Consider the following 17,953-nt stretch of genomic DNA (forward strand, 5'->3'; position numbering starts at 1 on the left):
GAGTGGTGGCGCATCCCACTCTACGGGGGACCAGGGACCGGCACGCCCGGGTTCCCGCCCTTGTCCGCCCGCCGCCGCGGTGCGAGGATCGATGCATGAGCACCTGTACCGTCCTCGCGGCGGGCGGCGCCGAGGCCGTGCGGTCGGGAGCGTGGGAGAGCGGTGCGACGGTGGCCGGGGCGGTCGTCGTCGTGCTGATGGTCGCCGCCTCGCTCTCCCTGCTGCGCAGCCCGGGCCTGGATCCCGTGCTGCGCCTGCTGTGGCTGCTCGTGATCCTCGCGTTCCCCGTCGCCGGCGCGGGCCTGTGGTTCGCGCTGGGCCGCCGGGCCCCGCGGCCGCAGGAGCCGCATCCCGCGTAGCCCCCTCCGTCCCGCAGGACCCGGCCGAGAAAGGAATCCGCATGAGCTACAGCCAGGACGGGCACGGGTTCTTCACCCGGGCCCTCGACGCCGAGGACCGCGGACGGCTCGACGAGGCCGAGACCGCCTACCAGCAGGCCATCGTCCTCTTCGAGGAGGAGGGCGACTCCCGCCAGGAGCAGGCCGCCTGCCACTACAACCTTGGCCACCTCTACCTCGGGATGAACCGCCCCGGCCGGGCCGTCACCGCCTACGAGAACGCCCTCGGACTCTTCTGCCGCATCCCCGGCAGCGGGAAGCACAAGGCCCGCACGCACCTGATCCTGGGCAGCCTGCTGCTCGAGCTGGATCGCGCCCACGACGCCGAGGAGCACCTCCTCGACGCCCTGGGCCAGTACCTCGACGCCCCGCACGAGGCGCAGGACCAGGCGCAGTGCCACGTCAACCTGGGCCGGGTGTACGAACTGGGCGAGCGCCACACCCAGGCCATCACCGCGTACAACCGCGCGCTGGACTTCTACCAGGAGACCGAGGCCACGACCACGGACCAGGCGGAGTGCTTCACCGCTCTGGGCCGGCTCTACGAGCGCGCGGGACGGATGAAGGAGTCCGGAGCCGCCTATGCGGCAGCCGCCCGCCTGCGCTGGGCCGCCGAGCAGCAGCGCCTGGAGCAGCAGAGCCCCGCCCGGGACGCCGGAGTGCCCGAAGGAGAGGACCGCCCATGAGCTCGCGCCTGATCTACGGCTGCATGACCATCGGCGGGTCCTGGGACGACGCCCCGCCGAGCGCCCGGACCGTGGACCGCGCCCGGGCCGCGGTGCACGCCGCGCTGGACGCGGGCATCACCGACTTCGACCACGCCGACATCTACGCCCACGGGAAGTCCGAGGCGGTCTTCGGCGAGCTCCTCGCCGAGGACCCGGAGCTGGAGCGGAGGGTGACCCTGCAGACCAAGTGCGGGGTGCGCCTGCCGGGCAACGCCGCCGCACCCGGCGCGCCGGTGCACTACCGGCTGGACCGGGACACGATCCGGAGCAGCCTCGAGGGATCCCTGGGCCGGCTCCGGGTGGACTCGGTGGAGCGGTTCGTGCTGCACCGGCCGGACCCGCTGGCCGACCTCCGGGAGGTCGCGGGGACCCTGGACGAGCTGCGCAAGGAGGGGCTGATCCGCTCCGTGGGCCTGTCCAACATGTCGACCCGCCAGGTGTCCCGCTACCAGCAGGTGCTCACCACTCCTGTCACCGCGGTGCAGCTCGAGCTGAGCCTGCGGCACCGGAGCTTCGTGGAGCAGCAGATCCTGGCCAACCACCCCGAGGGGGCGGAGCACTCGTTCCCGGAAGGGCTCCTGGAGTACTGCGCGGCCGACGGCATCGAGGTGCAGGCGTGGGGCGCCCTCGCCCGCGGCCTGTACACCGGTGCGCCGATCCCGCCGGAGGACCAGCACGCCGCGGCCACCGCCGAGACGGTCCACCGGATCGCCGCGGCGCACGGCGTGTCCGGCGAGGCGGTGGTCCTCGCGTGGCTCATGAAGCACCCCGGCGGGATCCGCCCGGTCCTGGGGACCACCGACCCGGAGCGGATCGCCGCGTGCGCCGGGGCGGAGGAGCTCGCGTCCCGGCTGGGCCACGAGGACTGGTACGCCCTGCTCACCGCGGCCCGCGGCCGGTCCGTCCCCTGAGCACGCCGCTCAGCCGGTGAGCCTCGCGCCGAGCTCCTCCGCCGCCTCCTGGAGGGCGGGCACCATGTCCACGAGGTCCTCCAGCCGGTGCCGGAAGACCGGTGCGGACAGCGCGAGCGAGCCGACGCAGCCCCCGCCCGGCCGCAGGACGGGCACCGCCACGGCGACCATCCCCACGTCGTGCTCCTGGTCCTGGGTGGCCCAGCCCTCCCGCCGGATCCGCTCGACCCGCCGGCGCAGCTCGTCCCGGTCCGTGAGCGTGCCCGGGGTGCGGGGCTCGAGCCCGATCGTGCCGACGAGGTGCTCGCGCACGTCCTCCGGGGCGAACGCGAGCAGGCACAGCCCCAGGGCCGAGGAGTGCAGCGCGCCGCGGTAGCCGGGGTCGGAGGTGACCCGGAAGTCCGGCCCGTCCTCCTTGGCGAGGGTGTGGAAGCGGTCGCCGTCCAGGACGGCGAACAGGCAGGACTCCCCGGTGCGCTCGACCATCCGCCGCAGCACGGGCACGACCGTCCCGGTGATCCCGAGGCGCTGGGCCACGCTGTGGGCGGCGTGGAAGATCTTCAGCCCCAGGACGTAGCGCCTGTCCTCCTGCAGCTCGGCGAAGCCGTCCCGGACGAGCGCGTTGAGCAGCCGGTACGTGGTGCTGAAGGGGTAGCCGCAGATCTTGGTGGCCTCGGCCGTGGTCAGTCCGCCCGGGTGCTCCCCCAGCAGCTCGAGCAGCTGGAGGGCCTTGCCCACCATGTCCCGGCGGGGGGCCCCCGCCGGCTCCGGGGCCGTCATCGGGGGCATCCGACGCTGGGGACGGTGGTCCGGCTCGGTGTTCTCACGGTGGCGCTCCATTCGCTCTCTGGTTGACATGTGGACCAGCTCACAGCAATCATGATCACACAATAGAAGTAATTTCCACAATATGAGAACCATCTGATGTTGCGGACCGAACCGAAGGACCTCCATGAGTTCAGCAGCGACGACTGCCGGGACCACGGCCACGCCGCCGTCCGGCCGGACGCCCCGCAAGGCCGCACTGGCCAGCTGGATCGGCAGCGCCCTCGAGTACTACGACTTCGCGGTCTACGGTACCGCCGCCGCCCTGGTGCTCAATCGCCTCTTCTTCCCCGCCGAGACGTCCCCGGGCGCGGCCATCCTCTTCGCCATGGGCACCGTGGGCGTGGCGTACGTCGTCCGGCCGCTGGGCGCACTGGTCATGGGGCCGGTGGCCGACCGGTTCGGCCGCAGGTTCGTGCTCATGCTGACCCTGTTCATGATCGGCGGGGCGACCTTCGCCGTCGGCTGCCTCCCGACCTACGACCAGGTGGGGATGCTGGCCCCGGCGCTGCTCGTGCTGTGCCGCGTGGTCCAGGGCCTGTCCGCCGCGGGCGAGCAGGCGAGCGCGATCTCCATGTCGCTCGAGCACGCCGACGAGGACCGCCGCGCGTACACCACCAGCTGGACCCTGCAGGGCACCCAGTTCGGGACCCTGCTGGCCACCGCCGTGTTCATCCCCTTCACCCTCCTGCCGGAGGCGGCGCTGTTCAGCTGGGGCTGGCGCGTGCCGTTCTGGCTCTCCGCCGTCGTCGTGGTCGTCGCCTACCTGATCCGCCGCCATCTGGAGGAGCCCCCGGCCTTCCGGGAGGCCCGCGCCGAGGCGCCCGCCGAGCAGCCGGAGTCCCCCCTGCGGGTGCTGCTGCGGCACCACCGGGCCGCCGTGGTCCGGATCGCCGCGGCCGCCATGATCAACACCGTCAACGTGGTGTTCACGGTGTGGTCCCTCTCGTTCGCCACCTCCGTGGTCGGCCTCGACCGCTCCACGATGCTGTGGGTCTCGGTGCTGGCCAACGCCGTCGCCCTGTTCGTGATCCCGGTCGTGGCCGTGCTCGCCGACCGCATCGGCCGCAAGCCCGTCTTCCTCGCGGGGGTGCTCGGCCCCGCCGTGCTGATGTATCCCTACCTCTCGGCGGTCCACGCCGGGAACTGGCCGCTCATCTTCGTGCTCGGCGCGGTCATGTCCGGGTGCTCCTACTCGATGGCCAACAGCATCTGGCCCTCGTTCTACGCCGAGATGCTGCCCCTGCGGGTGCGGGTCACCGGCCTGGCCCTGGGCACCCAGATCGGGTTCGCGGTCTCGGGCGGCTTCGCGCCCGTCCTCGCCTCCGCCGTGGCCGGTCCCGCCGGCGACAACTGGCTCGGCGTGGCCGTGTTCGTCACGGTCGCGTGCCTGATCTCCGGCGGCGCCGCGCTCACCGCGAAGGAGACGGCGAAGAAGTCCCTCGACGAGATCGACGCGCTGCACACGTCGCGCGCCGAGGCCGCCGGGCTGCGCGCCCCCGACGACCGGGGACGGGACGCCGGGGAGCAGAGCACCGGGGACCGGGGCGCCGTGGAGCCGGCCGTCTCCGGGGCGGGACGCTGATGCGCACCTCGATCGCCACGGTCTGCCTCTCGGGCACCCTCGAGGAGAAGATGCACGCCGCCGCGGCCGCCGGGTTCGACGGGATCGAGGTCTTCGAGCAGGACCTGGTCGTCTCCCCCTCCTCCCCCGAGGAGATCCGGGAGCTCGCCGGGCAGCTGGGACTGGGCCTGGACCTCTACCAGCCCTTCCGGGACTTCGAGGCCGTGGGCCCGGAGCAGCTGGCCGCGAACCTGCGGCGCGCCGAGGCCAAGTTCCGGCTGATGAACCGGCTCGGCACGGAGACCCTGCTCGTGTGCTCCAACGTGGCCACCGCGGAGATCGACGACGACGAGGTCATGGCCGGGCAGCTGCGGCAGCTCGGCGGGCTCGCCGCCCGCTACGGCGTGCGGCTGGCCTACGAGGCGCTGGCGTGGGGACGGTTCGTCGACGACTTCGAGCGCGCCCAGCGGATCGTGGACCTCGCCGACCACCCGAGCGTGGGGACCTGCCTCGACAGCTTCCACATCCTCTCCCGCGCCTGGGACCCCGCGCCGATCGAGGACGTCGCGGCCGAGAAGATCTTCTTCGTCCAGCTCGCCGACGCCCCGCTGCTGAGCCTGGACGTCCTCTCCTGGTCCCGCCACCACCGGGTGTTCCCCGGGGAGGGCGGCTTCGACATGGTCGGCTTCATGTCCCACCTGGTCCGCGCGGGCTACGACGGGCCCGTGTCCCTGGAGATCTTCAACGACGCCTTCCGCCAGGCCGACGTCCACCGCACGGCGGTGGACGGGCTGCGCTCCCTGCGCTGGCTCGAGGACCAGACCCGGCGGGCCCTGGCCGGGGAGCGGACCCGGGACACGCTCGGGCTCCAGGCGCTGCCCGCGGTCGAGGAGCCCAGCGGCCACGACTTCGTGGAGATCCGCACCGGACGCCTCGGTGAGACCACCCGGCTCCTGCACCAGCTCGGCTTCGCCCTGGGCGGGCACCACCAGTCCAAGGAGAACGTGCAGGTGTGGGTGCAGGGACCGGTGCGGGTGGTCGTCAACGACGCGGTCCCGGACGGCTCCACCACCGGGATCGCCGCGCTCGGCTTCGACGTCGCCGACCCGGACGCCGTGGTCGAGCGGGCCGCCCGGCTCAAGGCCCTGCCCGTGCCCCGCTCCCAGCGCGACGACGAGCAGGTCCTCCGCGGCGTGTTCGCCCCGGACGGCACGGAGATCTTCTTCTGCGAGCGCAGGGCGGACGGGGTCCCCGCCTGGCTGGCCGAGTTCGGCGCGGACGACGAGCTCGACACCGGGGCGCTGGTCACCGGGGTGGACCACATCAACATGGCCCAGCCGTGGCAGCACTACGACGAGGCCGTCCTGTTCTACACCTCGGTGCTCGCCCTCGAGGCGCAGGCCTCGCAGGACGTCCCCGGCCCCTCGGGGCTGGTGCGCAGCCAGGTGATGCGCTCGGCCAACGGCGCGGTGCGGATGCCCCTCAACGTGGCCCCCACCGCCGCCGAGCAGGGCTCCTTCGTGGGCGCGGCCTACCCCGAGCACGTGGCGCTGTCCTGCACGGACGTCGTCGCCGTGGCCCGGCGGGCACGCCGGCGCGGGCTGCGGTTCCTGCCCGTGCCGCAGAACTACTACGAGGACCTCGACGCCCGCTTCGACCTCGACGCCGGGTTCGTGGCCTCCCTGCAGGAGCTGCACCTGCTCTACGACCGGGACGCCCAGGGCGAGTTCCTGCACTTCTACACGGAGACCCTGGGCACGGTGTTCTTCGAAGTGGTGGAGCGCCGCAACGGGTACTCCGGGTTCGGCGCGCCCAACGCCCCGGTCCGGCTCGCGGCGCAGTACCGGCGATCGCAGGCGGCCCACCGGGCGCGCACCGAGGCCTGAGCCGGCCCGCCCGACCCCCCCCACATTCCGTCCCCCCGTTGCGCCGCACCCCACGTCGGTGGTGTTTCCCCAGAAATCGCCCTGGGGAAACGCCACCTGGATGGGGATTCAGCGGGCGAGGGCACGGCGCGGTGGGGGCTCGGCGGGAACACCGAGGGTCAGCGGAAGACGCTCGGGCCCGCGTGCGGGGCGAGGAGCTCCTGCTGCTCCGCCGAGATGCGCAGCACCGTCCCCGTGGCGGGCACGAAGAACGCGAGCCGGGTCTCGGCCCGCACGCACGCCCTGCGCGAGACCACGTCGGTGATCTCGAAACCCAGCGTCAGGGCCCCGCCGCGGGCGGAGACGACCCACACCCGGACCTCCACCGGCGTGTTGCGGTACTCGAGGGGGCGGAGGTACTTGATCCGGTTCTCGGTGATCAGCGCCTGAGTGCCCTCCGGCAGCGCGGAGAAGAACGGGATCAGCGGGGGCTCCACCTGGTCGCCGGTGCCCACGGGCACGCCCAGAGCCGCGATCCGCGCCTCCTCGAGCAGCCGCACGACCTCCACGTTGTTCACGTGCCCGTACGGGTCCATGTCGCCCCAGCGCATGGGCACCCGGCACAGCACACCGGACTCGTCCTGCACCGTCATGCGGTCCGTCCTCCTCGGTCGTCGAACTGCCGTGCGCACGGCACGCCCGCGCGCACCGCACCGGCGTCCTACATCGTAGGCCCGGGCCACCCCGCCCGGTCGGCCCCGACCCGTCACACGGCGCGCGTCCCCCCGTGGCGGGTGCGACAATGTCGGCTGACCCGGACTCCGTCCGCACGACCGGCGAGGAGCGGCCCCGATGCCCCGAAGTGCCCGCACCACCCGCCGCTCCGCGTGGCTGAGCTGGGTCCTCGTCCCGGCGCTCGCGCTGGGCCTGGCCTGGCTGATCGCCGGCTGGGCGGTGTTCCAGCACCCCCGGACCGACGACCCGGCGCGCTCGGACGCCCTCCTCGTGCTGGGACCTCCGGACCGGACGCGCATGGCCGAGGCGCTGCGGCTCATGGACGCCGGGGTGGCGCCCGTGCTCGTCGTGGCCGATCCGGGCACCGGCGACCTCGGCGACGCCTCGGGCAGGGTGTACTACGCGCGGGCCGCCCGGACCTGCGCGGAGGGCGGGGACCAGGACTACGAGGTGATCTGCTTCCGCCCCGACCCCTCGACCACCCAGGGCGAGGCCATGGAGCTGCGCGCGCTGAGCGAGCAGCGGGGGTGGGACCACGTCAGCGTGCTCACCTACCGCCAGCACGTCGCCCGGGCCCGCCTGCTGCTGGGACGGTGCTACCCGGGGGAGCTGGACATGCTCTCCTTCGACTACCCGGCCGTGCCGCGAGGGCACCTGCGGGAGTTCGTCTACCAGTCCGGAGGCTTCGTGAAAGCCTGGCTCACCCCCGGCTGCGATCAGCAGCTGCCCTGGCAGCCCAAGTCCGTGGGCTGACCCGGCGGGACCACTCAGCCGCCCCGGTCGGCGAGGTCGCGGCTCCACTCGACGGACCGGCGGTCGCCCTCGGAGGAGACCGTGTGGGCGTCGTCGCGCCCGGAGAGGACGTCCCCCGCGGACGGGCGCGGCGCCCCCGGCCGGTGGGGGCCGCCGGAGGCTGCGAGGCCGGCGACCCACGCGTCGGTCTCCACGCCGCGGTGCGCGTCCGCAGCCATGCGGGCCCGGGCGGCGGCGACGGTGATGGGGTCCACGGGTCCGGTCATGGTCCCAGTCTTCTCCCGCCGCGGCCCGGAGGGAAGACTGGGACCATGACCGACCTGCAGTGCCCGGCCACCGCCGTCCTCCTCGACGGCGCCGCCGCTCCGCCGCTGTGGACCGCACGCCTGCGCGTGGCCGAGCGGTTCACCGTCCGCGGCGCCGAGGAACTGGTCTCGCTCGTCGACGACTCCGCCGACCTGTTCCGCGGGGAGACCTTCGTGGTCGCCGCCCCCGCCGGTGACATCGAGGAGGCGCTGCGGCTGCGGGGCGCGGACGGGCGGGCGCCCGTGGTCGTCGAGGTGGACTCGGCGGGGTGGCGGCCCGTGCCGGCTCCCTGATGGCCTGCTCCCCGACGCACCGCTCCCCGGCGGAGTCCGGTCAGGCAGAGCGCTCGAGCTCGTCGGCCACCCAGCCGTGCACGATGCCCGCGAAGGTGTGCGGGTCGGTGAGCACGCCCATGTGCGCGGTGTCCGTGACGATCCGGGTGACGTGGCGCTCCTGCGGATCGAGGGCGTCGATGGCGGGGTCGTCGTCCCCCTGGACGAGCAGCACCGGCAGCTCGGAGTGCTCGAGCAGCAGCGGCGTGCGGTCAGGCCGGTCCCGCATGGCTTCCAGGGCACGGACCACGGCATCCTCCGGCCAGTCCCGGGCCTGGCGGAGCGCGGCCTCGACGTCCGCCTCGCGGGCGTCCTCCCGGAACGTCCGCGGCATCTGCCGGCGCGCGTAGGCCGCGACGCCGCGCTCCCGCACGGCGGAGATCCCCTTGTCCCGGCCGGCGCGGGCCGAGGCGTCGTCGGCCTCGGTCGTGCTGTAGGCCAGGACGGCGTGACTGATCCGGTCGGCGTGGCGCTCCAGGGCCGCCGCGAGCACGTAGCCGCCCAGCGAGTGCCCCACCCACACGCAGCGCTCGATCCCCTCCGCGTCGAGCACCTCGCACACCCGGTCCGCGTACGCCGTGAGGTCCGCGGCGCCGTCCGGATGATCGCCGCCGACCCCCGGCAGGTCCACGGTGAGGACGTCGTGGAAGGCCTCGAGCAGCGGCCGCGCCCGGTCCCACAGCCGCTGGGTGCACAGGAGCCCCGGGAGCAGCAGCAGGGTGGGCGCTCCCGAACCGGAGCGGGCGGATCGGAGCACGGCACTGTCCTTCCGTCGGCGGAGTCCTGGCCGTCAGCCTACGGAGCCGGCGGGCACGGTGTCACCGGGGCGCCGTCCCGCCGTCGGCCGCGCTGTGCTGTCCGGCCGGAACTCTAGTGTTTCCGCTGGTGAGGCCGACCGGCCCGCCGCAACCGGGAATCCGAGGAGGACGTCACTCTCATGATGGGACCGAGCCATGCGGCCTGCGGGGCGGCCGCGTGGGTGGCGCTGACCGCCGAGTACCAGCTGCACCTGCAGGACCTCACCGTCCCGATCGGCTGGGGGGTCCTGGACGTCGGCGACACCGGGGTCCTCACCGGTGCGCTCGTCACCGCCGGGGCGGCGCTGCTCCCCGACCTCGACCACCCGGACGGGACCGTCGCCCGGTCCCTGCGCCCGCTGTCCACGTGGCTGGCCCGCGGGATCTGCCGGCTCTCCGGCGGGCACCGGCGCGGCACCCACTCCGTGCTGGGCGTGGCGGTGTTCACCGGCCTGGCGGCCGCCGCGCAGAAGATCGGGATCCCGGTCGAGGGCCTGGGCCGGGTGTGGCCGCTCGCCGCGGTGATGTCCGTGCTGCTCATCGCCTTCGCGGTGCAGGTGCTGGCCTTCGTGCCGGACCGGGTCGCGAAGCTCAACTGGGTCGTGGGGATCGGGCTGGGCGTCGTCGTGGGACTCCACCCGCCCGCCCACGAGTGGTGGTTCCCCGCGGCCGTGGCCACGGGGGTGGTCGCCCACCTCGCCGGGGACCTGGTGACCACGCGCGGGATCCACCTGCTCTACCCGCTGCGGATGCCGCTGCCCCTGCCCCGGTCGGTGTACAGGAACCGGTCCTTCCTCACGGTGCCGCTGATCGGCAACGCCGGCTCGGCCGTGGAGATCGCGCTGCTCGCCCCGATCACCCTCTTCGCGCTGACGGGCCTGTGGGGGGCGTTCGCCCTGACCACCGGGCTCGCGGTCGCCTGATCCTCAGACCACCCGCCCGTCGTCGGCGTGCCGGCTCTCCTGCGCCGCGCGCTCCTTCTTGATCAGCTCGAGGGTGCGGACGAGCCGCGGCAGGGTGATGATGACGAGCCCGCCCACCATGTTCAGCGGAATGACCCACAGCATCCACAGCAACCACTCCGTGTAGGAGATGTCGGAGCCCGCGTGCATGGCGCCGAAGATGATGGCCGAGTTCAGCGCTCCGTGCAGCATGCCCAGCCCGACGACCAGCAGTCCGTCGATGAGCGCGATGACGGCGTGCACCACCTCGTTGCTGGACCCCTGGCTCATCCGCGTCCCGAGCGTGATGGTGCTGCCGGCCAGGAGCGCCAGAGCGGCCGACTCCACCGTGAGGCCCCCCTCGAGGTACTTGGTCGCCGACTCCTCCATGACGTCGTGGAACTGCGGGAATCCCGCCACGATGAGCCAGGTGAACAGCCACCCGCCCGCGAGGTTGGTCAACAGGGTCACCACCCAGAAGCGCGCCAGCTGCAACCAGGTGCTGTGCCGGGAGACGACGGCGTAGATGGGCACCAGGAAGTTCTCCGTGAACAGCTCCGAGTGGGCGAGCTGGAGAGCGAGCAGGCCGAAGCCGAACGCCGCGCCGGCCATCAGGTCCGATCCGGTGGCCTCTTTGACCGCCAGGTAGGCGAGGATGCCCACACCCACGTCGATCCCGCCGAAGAGTCCCGTGATGGTCATCGCCCGCCAGGTGCGGGTCAGTCGTTCCGCGCCCTCGGTGACCGTGTTCTCGAACCCCTCGACCAGCTCGTCCTCGAGCGGTTCGTCCGTCCGGCCCAGCTCCTTGCGCTTCTCCTCGAGATTCTCGCTGTCGGGTTCCATCCCTGCCCCCTGAGTGCCGTAGTCGATCCCCGTCCGGGATGCAGCAAGCTTACTGATGGACGGCACGCGGCCACGATTGGCCATCGGACACGAGTGTGGGTAGGATTGTCGTCGTTGCCCACAGCGGTCCGCCGCGGTGATCGACGAGCGCGAGTGGCGGAATAGGCAGACGCGCACGGTTCAGGTCCGTGTGCCCGAAAGGGCGTGGGGGTTCAACTCCCCCCTCGCGCACCACGCAGGCGAAGCGGGACATCCGACGGATGTCCCGCTTCGCCTTTTTCGTGCCCCGCGCCGCCGGCGGGACCCGAGGGAACACCCAAGTCCGCCGAAGCACCGTGATCCGGAGCACATCGACCGCGCAGTGACGCCCGACGTCGTCGTCCCGCGTCCCGGAGCCATAGACTGGACCACTGTGAAAGCACTGCTCCTGGAGAACGTCCACCCCGAGGCCGAGCGCATCCTGTCCGAGAAGGGGATCGAGGTGGAGACCCGCCAGGGCGCCCTCGACACCGGAGAGCTCGTCGAGGCGCTCGAGGGCGTCGAGCTGCTCGGCATCCGGTCGAAGACCCACGTGACCCGGGAGGTGTTCGAGGCCCACCCGCAGCTGCTGTCCGTGGGCGCCTTCTGCATCGGCACGAACCAGATCGACCTCGCGGCCGCCACCGAGCACGCGGTGACGTGCTTCAACGCCCCCTACTCCAACACGCGGTCCGTGGTGGAGCTCGCGATCGCCGAGATCATCTCGATGGCCCGGCACCTCACCGACAAGAACAAGGCCATGCACGAGGGCGTGTGGGACAAGTCCGCCAAGGGCGCCCACGAGGTCCGCGGCCGCACCCTCGGCATCGTGGGATACGGCAACATCGGCTCCCAGCTGTCCGTGCTCGCCGAGACGCTCGGCATGCGGGTCTACTACTACGACGTCGTGGACCGGCTGCCCCTCGGCAACGCCCAGCGCTGCGACACGCTGGAGGAGCTGCTGGAGCGGGTCGAGACCGTCTCCCTGCACGTGGACGGCCGCGCCGACAACAACAACCTGTTCGGCCGGGAGCAGTTCGAGCGGATGCGCCCCCGGTCCCTGTTCCTGAACCTGTGCCGCGGCATGGTGGTCGACTACAACGCCCTGCGGGACGCCCTGGTCAGCGGGCACATCGCCGGCGCCTCGGTGGACGTCTTCCCCAACGAGCCCAAGGCGGTCGGGGACCCGTTCAGCTCGGTGCTGCAGCGCCTGCCCAACGTGATCCTCACCCCGCACATCGGCGGCTCCACGCAGGAGGCGCAGGTGGACATCGGGCGGTTCGTGGCCGGGAAGCTCTCGGCCTTCGTGGCCTCCGGCTCCACGACCCTGTCGGTGAACATGCCGCAGGTCCAGCTGGACGCCGCCGTCAACGGGACCCGCATCCTGCACCTGCACCGCAACGTCCCCGGCGTCCTGGCGACCGTCAACAGCGTCCTCGGCGACCACGGCATCAACATCGACCGCCAGCAGCTGTCCACCCGCGGGGACACCGGCTACCTCGTCACGGACGCCGGCAACGGCGTGACCCCGGAGGTCATCGAGCAGATCCTGGGGCTGCCCGAGACCATCCGCCTCAGCACGATCAACTGACGCCCCGCCCCGCCCGCCTCCAGCACCTGACGGAGGCAGGTGACACAATGTCCGCATGAACGGCCTCGAGGTGGAACCGGTCGTCCCCGGCGAGAGCACCTTCGGGGCCGTCCTGCTGGCCCTCGATCCCTCGGCCGAGGAGACGCACTCCGTGCTCATGGAGTTGGACGACCGGCACAGGCCCGACGCCGGCGCGCAGGCCCTCTTCGGGCGCCTGCAGTCCGAAGGCGTCCTCACAGCGGTCGTCACCGCCCGCCAGGAGCTGCCGTCCGAGTTCCTGGCCGACGTCGTCGTTGCCGCCGACCCGCCGGACGACGGTCCGGACGGCCCCGTCTCCCGGCGTCCCCATCGGCATCCTCCGTCCGCGTCCCTGCGGCTCGCCTCCCGCCAGCTGGGAGTCGACCCCGAGCACGTCGTCGTCGTCACCGACAGCCACCGCCTGGTGCGGACGGCCGTGACCGAGGGGTTCGGCCTCATCGTCGGCCTCGGCGACGCCGACCGCCGCGGACCGCTGCTCGCCGCGGGCGCCCACTTCGTGGTCGACGACCTCGAGGCCCTCGACCTGCCGCTGGCCCCCGTGTCCGGCACCGCGGCGTGGGGCGGCGGATCGGGCGAGGGCAGCCCCTGGAACCTGACCTACACGTCCTTCGACCCCCGGCAGGAGGGGCTGCGCGAGTCCCTGTGCACGCTGGGGAACGGGTACATGGCGACCCGCGGCGCCGCGAGCGAGTCGCGTGCCCAGGGGCCGCACTACCCGGGGACCTATCTGGCAGGTGTCTACAACCGCCTGCGCACGGACGTCGACGGGCTCACCGTCGAGGACGAGCACATGGTCAACGCCCCCGACTGGACGATGCTCCAGTACCGCGTCGGCAACGGCTACTGGTTCCTGCCGACGCAGGAGAACGTCCTCGACTACGCGCAGGACCTCGACGTGCGCACCGGCGTGCTGACCCGCAGCCTCCGTTTCCGGGACGACGTCGGCCGGACGACCCGGGTGACCACCCGCCGGTTCGTCTCCCAGGACCACCGTCACCTTGCGGGCCAGGAGACAGAGTTCGAGGCTGAGGACTGGTCCGGGACGCTCACCGTCCGGAGCCTGGTGGACGCGGACGTCGCGAACCGCAACGTCCGCGAGTACTCGGCGCTGTCCGACCGGCACCTGGACGCGACCACCGTGGAGGACCTGGGACCCGGAAAGGTCCTGCTGGACACCGTGACGAGCCAGTCCCAGATCCACATCGCGGTGGCGATGCGCACTCGGGTGCTGGAGGAGAACCGCGCACGGCGCTCCGGATCGATGGTCGCCGTCACGCCGGCCCCCCGGGTGACGGGCCACGAGATGCACATCGGGATGGAGGCCGGGGAGGCCGTGCGGGTCGAGAAGATCGTCGCCTTCGCCACCTCCCGGGATCGGGCGATCTCGACGCCGGCGCTCGCGGCGTCAGGGGCTCTGGCCCGGGCCGGGACCTTCGAGGAGCTGCTGAGCCACCACGTTGCGGCGTGGCAGGCCCTGTGGTCCGCGTTCGCCGTCGCGACCGGCACAGGAGGGCAGGAGGGGCTCGCCGTGAACCTCAACACCTTCCACGTCCTGCAGGCGGTGGCCGCTGCGGGGCCGGACCTGGACGCGGGCGTGCCCGCCCGCGGGCTGCACGGTGAGGGTTACCGGGGCCACATCTTCTGGGACGAGATGTTCGTCTACCCCATGCTCACGCTGCGGCGGCCCGAATGGACGCGGTCGATGCTCGCCTACCGCTACCGGCGCCTCGGGGAGGCCCGGGACGCCGCACGACGCGCCGGCCACGCCGGGGCGATGTTCCCGTGGCAGAGCGGCAGCGACGGCCGCGAGGAGACGCCCACGGTCCTGTTCAACCCTCGGACCGGGCGGTGGATCCCGGACAACTCGAGGCTGCAGCACCACGTCGGGCTGGCGATCGCCCATTCGGTGTGGCAGTACTTCCAGTCCACGGCGGACACCCGTTTCCTCGTGGAGGAGGGGGCGGAGCTCATGGTGGAGATCGCCCGGTTCTTCGCGGGCCTGGCCGTCCACGACCCACGGGACGACCGCTACGACATCACGGGCGTCATGGGGCCGGACGAGTTCCACGACGGCTATCCCGGCGCTCCCGGATCCGGCCTGCGCAACAACGCCTACACCAACGTCATGACCGCGTGGCTGCTCACCCGGACCCTGGAGATGATCGACCGCCTCGGCAAGGACTACGGGGGGCCCCTGTGGCAACGGCTGGACCTGCGCGAGGACGAGCTGGTGGGCTGGAAGCGGATCCGCACCCGGCTGCGGGTTCCGTTCCTCGCCGACGGCGTGCTCGCCCAGTTCGAGGGCTACGGGGACCTCCCGGAGTTCTCCTGGGAGGAGTACCAGGAGCGCTACGGCCGCATCGGCCGCCTGGACCTCATCCTCGACGCCGAGGGTCTGTCCACCAACGACTACCGGCTCTCCAAGCAGGCGGACGTCCTGATGCTGCTCTACCTGCTCTCCGACCTGGAGCTGCGCGAACTGCTCGAGCAGCTGGGCTACGCGTTCCCGCCGGAGTCGCTCCGAGCCACCGTGGCCTTCTACCGCACCCGCTCCGCCCACGGGTCCACGCTGTCCAACGTGGTCCACTCGTGGGTCGAGTCGCGCCTCGACCGCGGCGGCTCCTGGTCGTTCCTGACCCGCGCCTTGAGCAGCGACCTCCTCGACGCCCAGGGGGACACGGTCCGCGAGGGCATCCACCTCGGGGCCATGGCCGGCTCCGTGGACATCCTGACCCGTTGCTACACGGGCCTGGAGATCCGGGAGGACATGCTCTGGTTCCGCCCGGCGATCCCCCCGCAGGTGCCCGAGGTGACCTTCTCGATCCACTACCGGGACCAGCCGATCCAGGTGGAGCTCACCCCGCAGGGGCTGCGTCTCTACCTCGGCCCCGGACCCGCCCTGCCCGTGCGCGTCTGGGTGGACGGCGAGGTCCACGAGCTCCGCGCCGGGGAGATCCGGCACTTCCCCGTGGCGGTGCCCGATGCCTGAGCCGTGCACCGCCCACCACGGGGCCGAGGTCCCCGTGGAGGACCCCACGAATTCACCGGACGATCACCGGGGGTTCCCCCTCGGTGGCACCGTGGTCGGGCCGCCCGGTCCACCATGGGACGACGACGCGCCCGCACTCCCCCACCCTGGAGCAGTGATGTCACCAGACACCGTCCTTCTCGACCGTTCCGCGACCCCCGGTGTCGCCGACCCCGCGGCGCCGCTCATCGGCCCCGCCACGGGCCGGTCCCTGCACGTGATGAGCTACAACATCCGCTTCCACCACAGCGGCACGCGCGCCGGGGACCCGGACCACTGGCCCGACCGCGCGCCCCGGCTGGCACGGCTGCTGCAGCTCGAGCAGCCCACGCTCCTCGGGGTGCAGGAGGCCCTCCATCACCAGCTGCCGGCGGTGGAGCAGTCGCTGCCGGCCGGCTACCGGATGGTCGGCTACGGCCGCGCCGGGGGCAGCAAGGGCGAGTACTCGGCGATCTTCTACGACGCCCGGCGCCTGGAGCTGCTGGAGTGGGACCAGTTCTGGCTCTCCGGCACCCCGGAGCTCATCGGCTCCGCCACGTGGGGCAACGACGTCCCGCGCATCATCACCTGGGGCCGTTTCCTGGACCGCGGCACCGGCACCGACCTCGTGCTCGCCAACACCCACTTCGACCACGACTCCGAGGACGCCCGGGACCTCAGCGCGGAGGCCCTGGCCGAGCTCGTGCACAGCTTCCACCCGGACACCCCCACCGTGGTCACCGGGGACTTCAACGCGGACGCGGGCGACTCCGGGGCCTACGCGACGCTCGTGGGCTCCGGGCTGCTCGCCGACACCTGGACGGCCGCCGAGGAACGGCTCACCCCCGCGTGGGGCACCTTCCCGGACTACGGCGAGGCCGTCGAGGGCGAGGAGCGCATCGACTGGGTGCTGACCGGCCCCGACGTCCGGGTGAGCCGCGCCGCGATCAACACCGCCCGCTTCGCCGGGGGCCACCCCAGCGACCACGCCCCGGTGCAGGCGCTCGTCACCCTGGGACAGGACTGAGCGCTACGGCCCTGCGGGTCCCTGCGGTCCTGCGGGGCTGAGGGTGAGCGGGCGCCACGGGCGGGCGCCGTCGGCCCCCGCGCCCATCGACCCCACGGTCCGCGCGGTGCGCGCCAGGGACGCCGCGTCCTCCTCCGGGGAGCGGCAGACGTCCTCGGCCGGCAGCGCGCACCACCGGATCGGGTCGAGGGTGAGGAGGTGCGGCGTCCACACCGGGTCGCCCGCGACCCACTGCCCGTCCTCGCGCGCGAAGGACATGCTGACCGTCAGGCCCTCGTTGTTGACCGGCACCCGGGTGGCGTGCTCCGAGAGGCTGTTGCCCAGGCCGTGGACGATCCAGGTGTCCCCGTGCTTCTCGATCGGCAGCACCGAGTGCGTGTGGTGGCCGTAGACGAAGTCGAACTCCCCGCTGTCGGCGAGCGCGTGCGTGACCTCGAGCTGCTGCCGGTCGGGCGCCGAGGAGTACTCCTCCCCGGCGTGCACCGCGGCCAGCACGATCTCCGCCCCCGCCTCCCGGGCCTGACGCGCCTTGCGGACCATCTCCGGCACGTCCAGCAGGTCCACGCGCCACGCGGCGTCCGGGACGTTGCCGTTGAGCCCGTAGGTCCCGGTCACCAGTCCCACGCCCACGCCGTCCACGTCCAGGACCAGCGGCTCCCGCGCGTCCTCCGCGGTGCGGTACGTTCCGGTGGTGGCGATCCCGGCGTCCGCCAGGACGGCGAGGGTCCGTTCGAGGCCCTCCGGGCCGGCGTCCACGGCGTGGTTCGTGGCCGTGGTGCAGGCGTCGTAGCCGATCTCGGCCAGCGCCGGGGCGATCTGCGGCGGCACCTCGAACGAGGGATAGCCGGAGAAGGGGCCCTCGGGCGCGGCGAGCGGGGTCTCCATGTCGCAGATCGCGAGGTCGGCGCTCTCCGTGAACGGGCGCAGCCCCTCCACGAGCGGGCCGAAGTCCAGCTCCCCGTCCCCGTCCGCCTCGGCCTGCGCCCACAGCCCCGGATGGAGCAGGACGTCGCCGGTGACCACGACCTCCAGCCGGTCCGGAGCGGGCCCCGGGTCCGGCGTGGACGGGGCCGACGACGGGGCCGACGACGACGCCCCGTCCCCGGCCGGGGCGGTCCCCGGCGGTGCGGCCGGCTCCGGGGAGCAGCCGGAGAGGACCGTCGCTCCCACCAGGAGGACCGCGGCCAGGACGGCCGCGGGGCCGCGGCGCACCGGCGGAAGGACACGACGAGAGGTCATGGACCGAGGGTAGGCCACCCCGGCGGGGGCCGCC

Annotated in this window: 17 protein-coding genes and 1 tRNA gene; 12 read left to right on the forward strand and 6 right to left on the reverse strand. The window is 72.9% G+C overall.

Annotated features, from left to right (window positions below):
- Positions 1-95: 95 nt before the first annotated feature.
- Genes ACFYE1_RS14095 through ACFYE1_RS14105 form a run of 3 tightly spaced genes read left to right on the forward strand, consistent with a single transcriptional unit; the run spans position 96 to position 2,037 of the window.
- Positions 96-359: a PLDc N-terminal domain-containing protein gene (locus ACFYE1_RS14095; RefSeq protein ID WP_387744018.1), complete on the forward strand. Its 264-nt coding sequence runs from the start codon at positions 96-98 to the stop codon at positions 357-359.
- A 41-nt stretch (positions 360-400) separates the two neighbouring features.
- Positions 401-1,084: a tetratricopeptide repeat protein gene (locus tag ACFYE1_RS14100; protein ID WP_387744021.1), complete on the forward strand. Its 684-nt coding sequence runs from the start codon at positions 401-403 to the stop codon at positions 1,082-1,084.
- Positions 1,081-2,037, forward strand: a complete 957-nt coding sequence (locus ACFYE1_RS14105) for an aldo/keto reductase (protein ID WP_387744023.1) — start codon at positions 1,081-1,083, stop codon at positions 2,035-2,037. The genes ACFYE1_RS14100 and ACFYE1_RS14105 overlap by 4 nt, the downstream gene beginning before the upstream one ends.
- A 9-nt stretch (positions 2,038-2,046) precedes the next feature.
- On the opposite strand, the gene ACFYE1_RS14110 is transcribed toward ACFYE1_RS14105, so the two are convergent.
- On the reverse strand, positions 2,047-2,817 hold the full coding sequence (locus ACFYE1_RS14110; RefSeq protein WP_387744026.1) for an IclR family transcriptional regulator: 771 nt from the start codon (positions 2,815-2,817) through the stop codon (positions 2,047-2,049).
- A 172-nt stretch (positions 2,818-2,989) separates the two neighbouring features.
- Between ACFYE1_RS14110 and ACFYE1_RS14115 the strand changes: the two genes are divergently transcribed.
- The gene (locus ACFYE1_RS14115; RefSeq protein WP_387744029.1) at positions 2,990-4,447 is read left to right on the forward strand and encodes an MFS transporter; all 1,458 of its coding nucleotides are present in this window, start codon (positions 2,990-2,992) and stop codon (positions 4,445-4,447) included.
- Positions 4,447-6,312 carry a bifunctional sugar phosphate isomerase/epimerase/4-hydroxyphenylpyruvate dioxygenase family protein gene (locus ACFYE1_RS14120; protein ID WP_387744032.1) on the forward strand — a complete coding sequence of 622 codons (1,866 nt, stop codon included), beginning with the start codon at positions 4,447-4,449 and terminating at the stop codon, positions 6,310-6,312. The genes ACFYE1_RS14115 and ACFYE1_RS14120 overlap by 1 nt, the downstream gene beginning before the upstream one ends.
- A gap of 158 nt (positions 6,313-6,470) precedes the next feature.
- Here the strand turns inward: ACFYE1_RS14120 and ACFYE1_RS14125 are convergent, their stop codons facing one another.
- A complete protein-coding gene (locus ACFYE1_RS14125; protein ID WP_387744035.1) occupies positions 6,471-6,944 on the reverse strand; it encodes an acyl-CoA thioesterase in 474 nt (157 codons plus the stop codon).
- A 199-nt stretch (positions 6,945-7,143) separates the two neighbouring features.
- Here ACFYE1_RS14125 and ACFYE1_RS14130 point away from each other — a divergent pair, with 199 nt between their 5' ends.
- Complete coding sequence (locus tag ACFYE1_RS14130; protein WP_387744038.1) at positions 7,144-7,779, forward strand: YdcF family protein; 636 nt, start codon at positions 7,144-7,146, stop codon at positions 7,777-7,779.
- A 14-nt stretch (positions 7,780-7,793) separates the two neighbouring features.
- Here ACFYE1_RS14130 and ACFYE1_RS14135 read toward each other — a convergent pair whose 3' ends face one another.
- The gene (locus tag ACFYE1_RS14135; RefSeq protein ID WP_387744041.1) at positions 7,794-8,045 is read right to left on the reverse strand and encodes a hypothetical protein; all 252 of its coding nucleotides are present in this window, start codon (positions 8,043-8,045) and stop codon (positions 7,794-7,796) included.
- Between the two features lie 45 nt (positions 8,046-8,090).
- Between ACFYE1_RS14135 and ACFYE1_RS14140 the strand changes: the two genes are divergently transcribed.
- Positions 8,091-8,378, forward strand: a complete 288-nt coding sequence (locus ACFYE1_RS14140) for a hypothetical protein (protein WP_387744044.1) — start codon at positions 8,091-8,093, stop codon at positions 8,376-8,378.
- 40 nt (positions 8,379-8,418) lie between these two features.
- Here the strand turns inward: ACFYE1_RS14140 and ACFYE1_RS14145 are convergent, their stop codons facing one another.
- Positions 8,419-9,174, reverse strand: a complete 756-nt coding sequence (locus ACFYE1_RS14145; RefSeq protein WP_387744047.1) for an alpha/beta fold hydrolase — start codon at positions 9,172-9,174, stop codon at positions 8,419-8,421.
- A 180-nt stretch (positions 9,175-9,354) separates the two neighbouring features.
- Between ACFYE1_RS14145 and ACFYE1_RS14150 the strand changes: the two genes are divergently transcribed.
- Positions 9,355-10,137, forward strand: a complete 783-nt coding sequence (locus ACFYE1_RS14150) for a metal-dependent hydrolase (RefSeq protein ID WP_387744050.1) — start codon at positions 9,355-9,357, stop codon at positions 10,135-10,137.
- A 3-nt stretch (positions 10,138-10,140) separates the two neighbouring features.
- Here the strand turns inward: ACFYE1_RS14150 and ACFYE1_RS14155 are convergent, their stop codons facing one another.
- Entirely contained in the window at positions 10,141-10,998 is an 858-nt protein-coding gene (locus ACFYE1_RS14155; RefSeq protein ID WP_387744053.1) for a formate/nitrite transporter family protein, read from the reverse strand.
- 147 nt (positions 10,999-11,145) lie between these two features.
- Between ACFYE1_RS14155 and ACFYE1_RS14160 the strand changes: the two genes are divergently transcribed.
- From ACFYE1_RS14160 to ACFYE1_RS14175, 4 genes are all read left to right on the forward strand, one after another.
- Positions 11,146-11,232 (forward strand) — tRNA-Leu (locus ACFYE1_RS14160).
- Positions 11,233-11,410: 178 nt separating this feature from the next.
- A complete protein-coding gene (gene serA / locus ACFYE1_RS14165; RefSeq protein ID WP_387744056.1) occupies positions 11,411-12,607 on the forward strand; it encodes a phosphoglycerate dehydrogenase in 1,197 nt (398 codons plus the stop codon).
- A gap of 55 nt (positions 12,608-12,662) precedes the next feature.
- The gene (locus ACFYE1_RS14170; protein WP_387744059.1) at positions 12,663-15,635 is read left to right on the forward strand and encodes a glycosyl hydrolase family 65 protein; all 2,973 of its coding nucleotides are present in this window, start codon (positions 12,663-12,665) and stop codon (positions 15,633-15,635) included.
- Between the two features lie 157 nt (positions 15,636-15,792).
- On the forward strand, positions 15,793-16,680 hold the full coding sequence (locus ACFYE1_RS14175; protein WP_387744062.1) for an endonuclease/exonuclease/phosphatase family protein: 888 nt from the start codon (positions 15,793-15,795) through the stop codon (positions 16,678-16,680).
- Between the two features lie 3 nt (positions 16,681-16,683).
- Here ACFYE1_RS14175 and ACFYE1_RS14180 read toward each other — a convergent pair whose 3' ends face one another.
- Positions 16,684-17,919: a CapA family protein gene (locus ACFYE1_RS14180; RefSeq protein ID WP_387744065.1), complete on the reverse strand. Its 1,236-nt coding sequence runs from the start codon at positions 17,917-17,919 to the stop codon at positions 16,684-16,686.
- Between the last annotated feature and the right edge of the window lie 34 nt (positions 17,920-17,953).

It is taken from the genome of Kocuria nitroreducens (assembly GCF_042879195.1).
In the GTDB taxonomy this organism is placed as follows: domain Bacteria; phylum Actinomycetota; class Actinomycetes; order Actinomycetales; family Micrococcaceae; genus Kocuria; species Kocuria nitroreducens.

What these genes read in the sequence shown, in the direction of transcription:
- ACFYE1_RS14175 (WP_387744062.1), top strand. Translation starts at nt 15,793, where the DNA reads ATGTCACCAGACACCGTCCTTCTCGACCGTTCCGCGACCCCCGGTGTC.
- ACFYE1_RS14150 (WP_387744050.1), top strand. Translation starts at nt 9,355, where the DNA reads ATGATGGGACCGAGCCATGCGGCCTGCGGGGCGGCCGCGTGGGTGGCG.
- ACFYE1_RS14125 (WP_387744035.1), bottom strand. Translation starts at nt 6,944, where the DNA reads ATGACGGTGCAGGACGAGTCCGGTGTGCTGTGCCGGGTGCCCATGCGC.
- ACFYE1_RS14120 (WP_387744032.1), top strand. Translation starts at nt 4,447, where the DNA reads ATGCGCACCTCGATCGCCACGGTCTGCCTCTCGGGCACCCTCGAGGAG.
- ACFYE1_RS14110 (WP_387744026.1), bottom strand. Translation starts at nt 2,817, where the DNA reads ATGACGGCCCCGGAGCCGGCGGGGGCCCCCCGCCGGGACATGGTGGGC.
- ACFYE1_RS14115 (WP_387744029.1), top strand. Translation starts at nt 2,990, where the DNA reads ATGAGTTCAGCAGCGACGACTGCCGGGACCACGGCCACGCCGCCGTCC.
- ACFYE1_RS14130 (WP_387744038.1), top strand. Translation starts at nt 7,144, where the DNA reads ATGCCCCGAAGTGCCCGCACCACCCGCCGCTCCGCGTGGCTGAGCTGG.
- ACFYE1_RS14170 (WP_387744059.1), top strand. Translation starts at nt 12,663, where the DNA reads ATGAACGGCCTCGAGGTGGAACCGGTCGTCCCCGGCGAGAGCACCTTC.
- ACFYE1_RS14180 (WP_387744065.1), bottom strand. Translation starts at nt 17,919, where the DNA reads ATGACCTCTCGTCGTGTCCTTCCGCCGGTGCGCCGCGGCCCCGCGGCC.
- ACFYE1_RS14095 (WP_387744018.1), top strand. Translation starts at nt 96, where the DNA reads ATGAGCACCTGTACCGTCCTCGCGGCGGGCGGCGCCGAGGCCGTGCGG.
- ACFYE1_RS14105 (WP_387744023.1), top strand. Translation starts at nt 1,081, where the DNA reads ATGAGCTCGCGCCTGATCTACGGCTGCATGACCATCGGCGGGTCCTGG.
- ACFYE1_RS14100 (WP_387744021.1), top strand. Translation starts at nt 401, where the DNA reads ATGAGCTACAGCCAGGACGGGCACGGGTTCTTCACCCGGGCCCTCGAC.
- ACFYE1_RS14135 (WP_387744041.1), bottom strand. Translation starts at nt 8,045, where the DNA reads ATGACCGGACCCGTGGACCCCATCACCGTCGCCGCCGCCCGGGCCCGC.
- ACFYE1_RS14155 (WP_387744053.1), bottom strand. Translation starts at nt 10,998, where the DNA reads ATGGAACCCGACAGCGAGAATCTCGAGGAGAAGCGCAAGGAGCTGGGC.
- ACFYE1_RS14140 (WP_387744044.1), top strand. Translation starts at nt 8,091, where the DNA reads ATGACCGACCTGCAGTGCCCGGCCACCGCCGTCCTCCTCGACGGCGCC.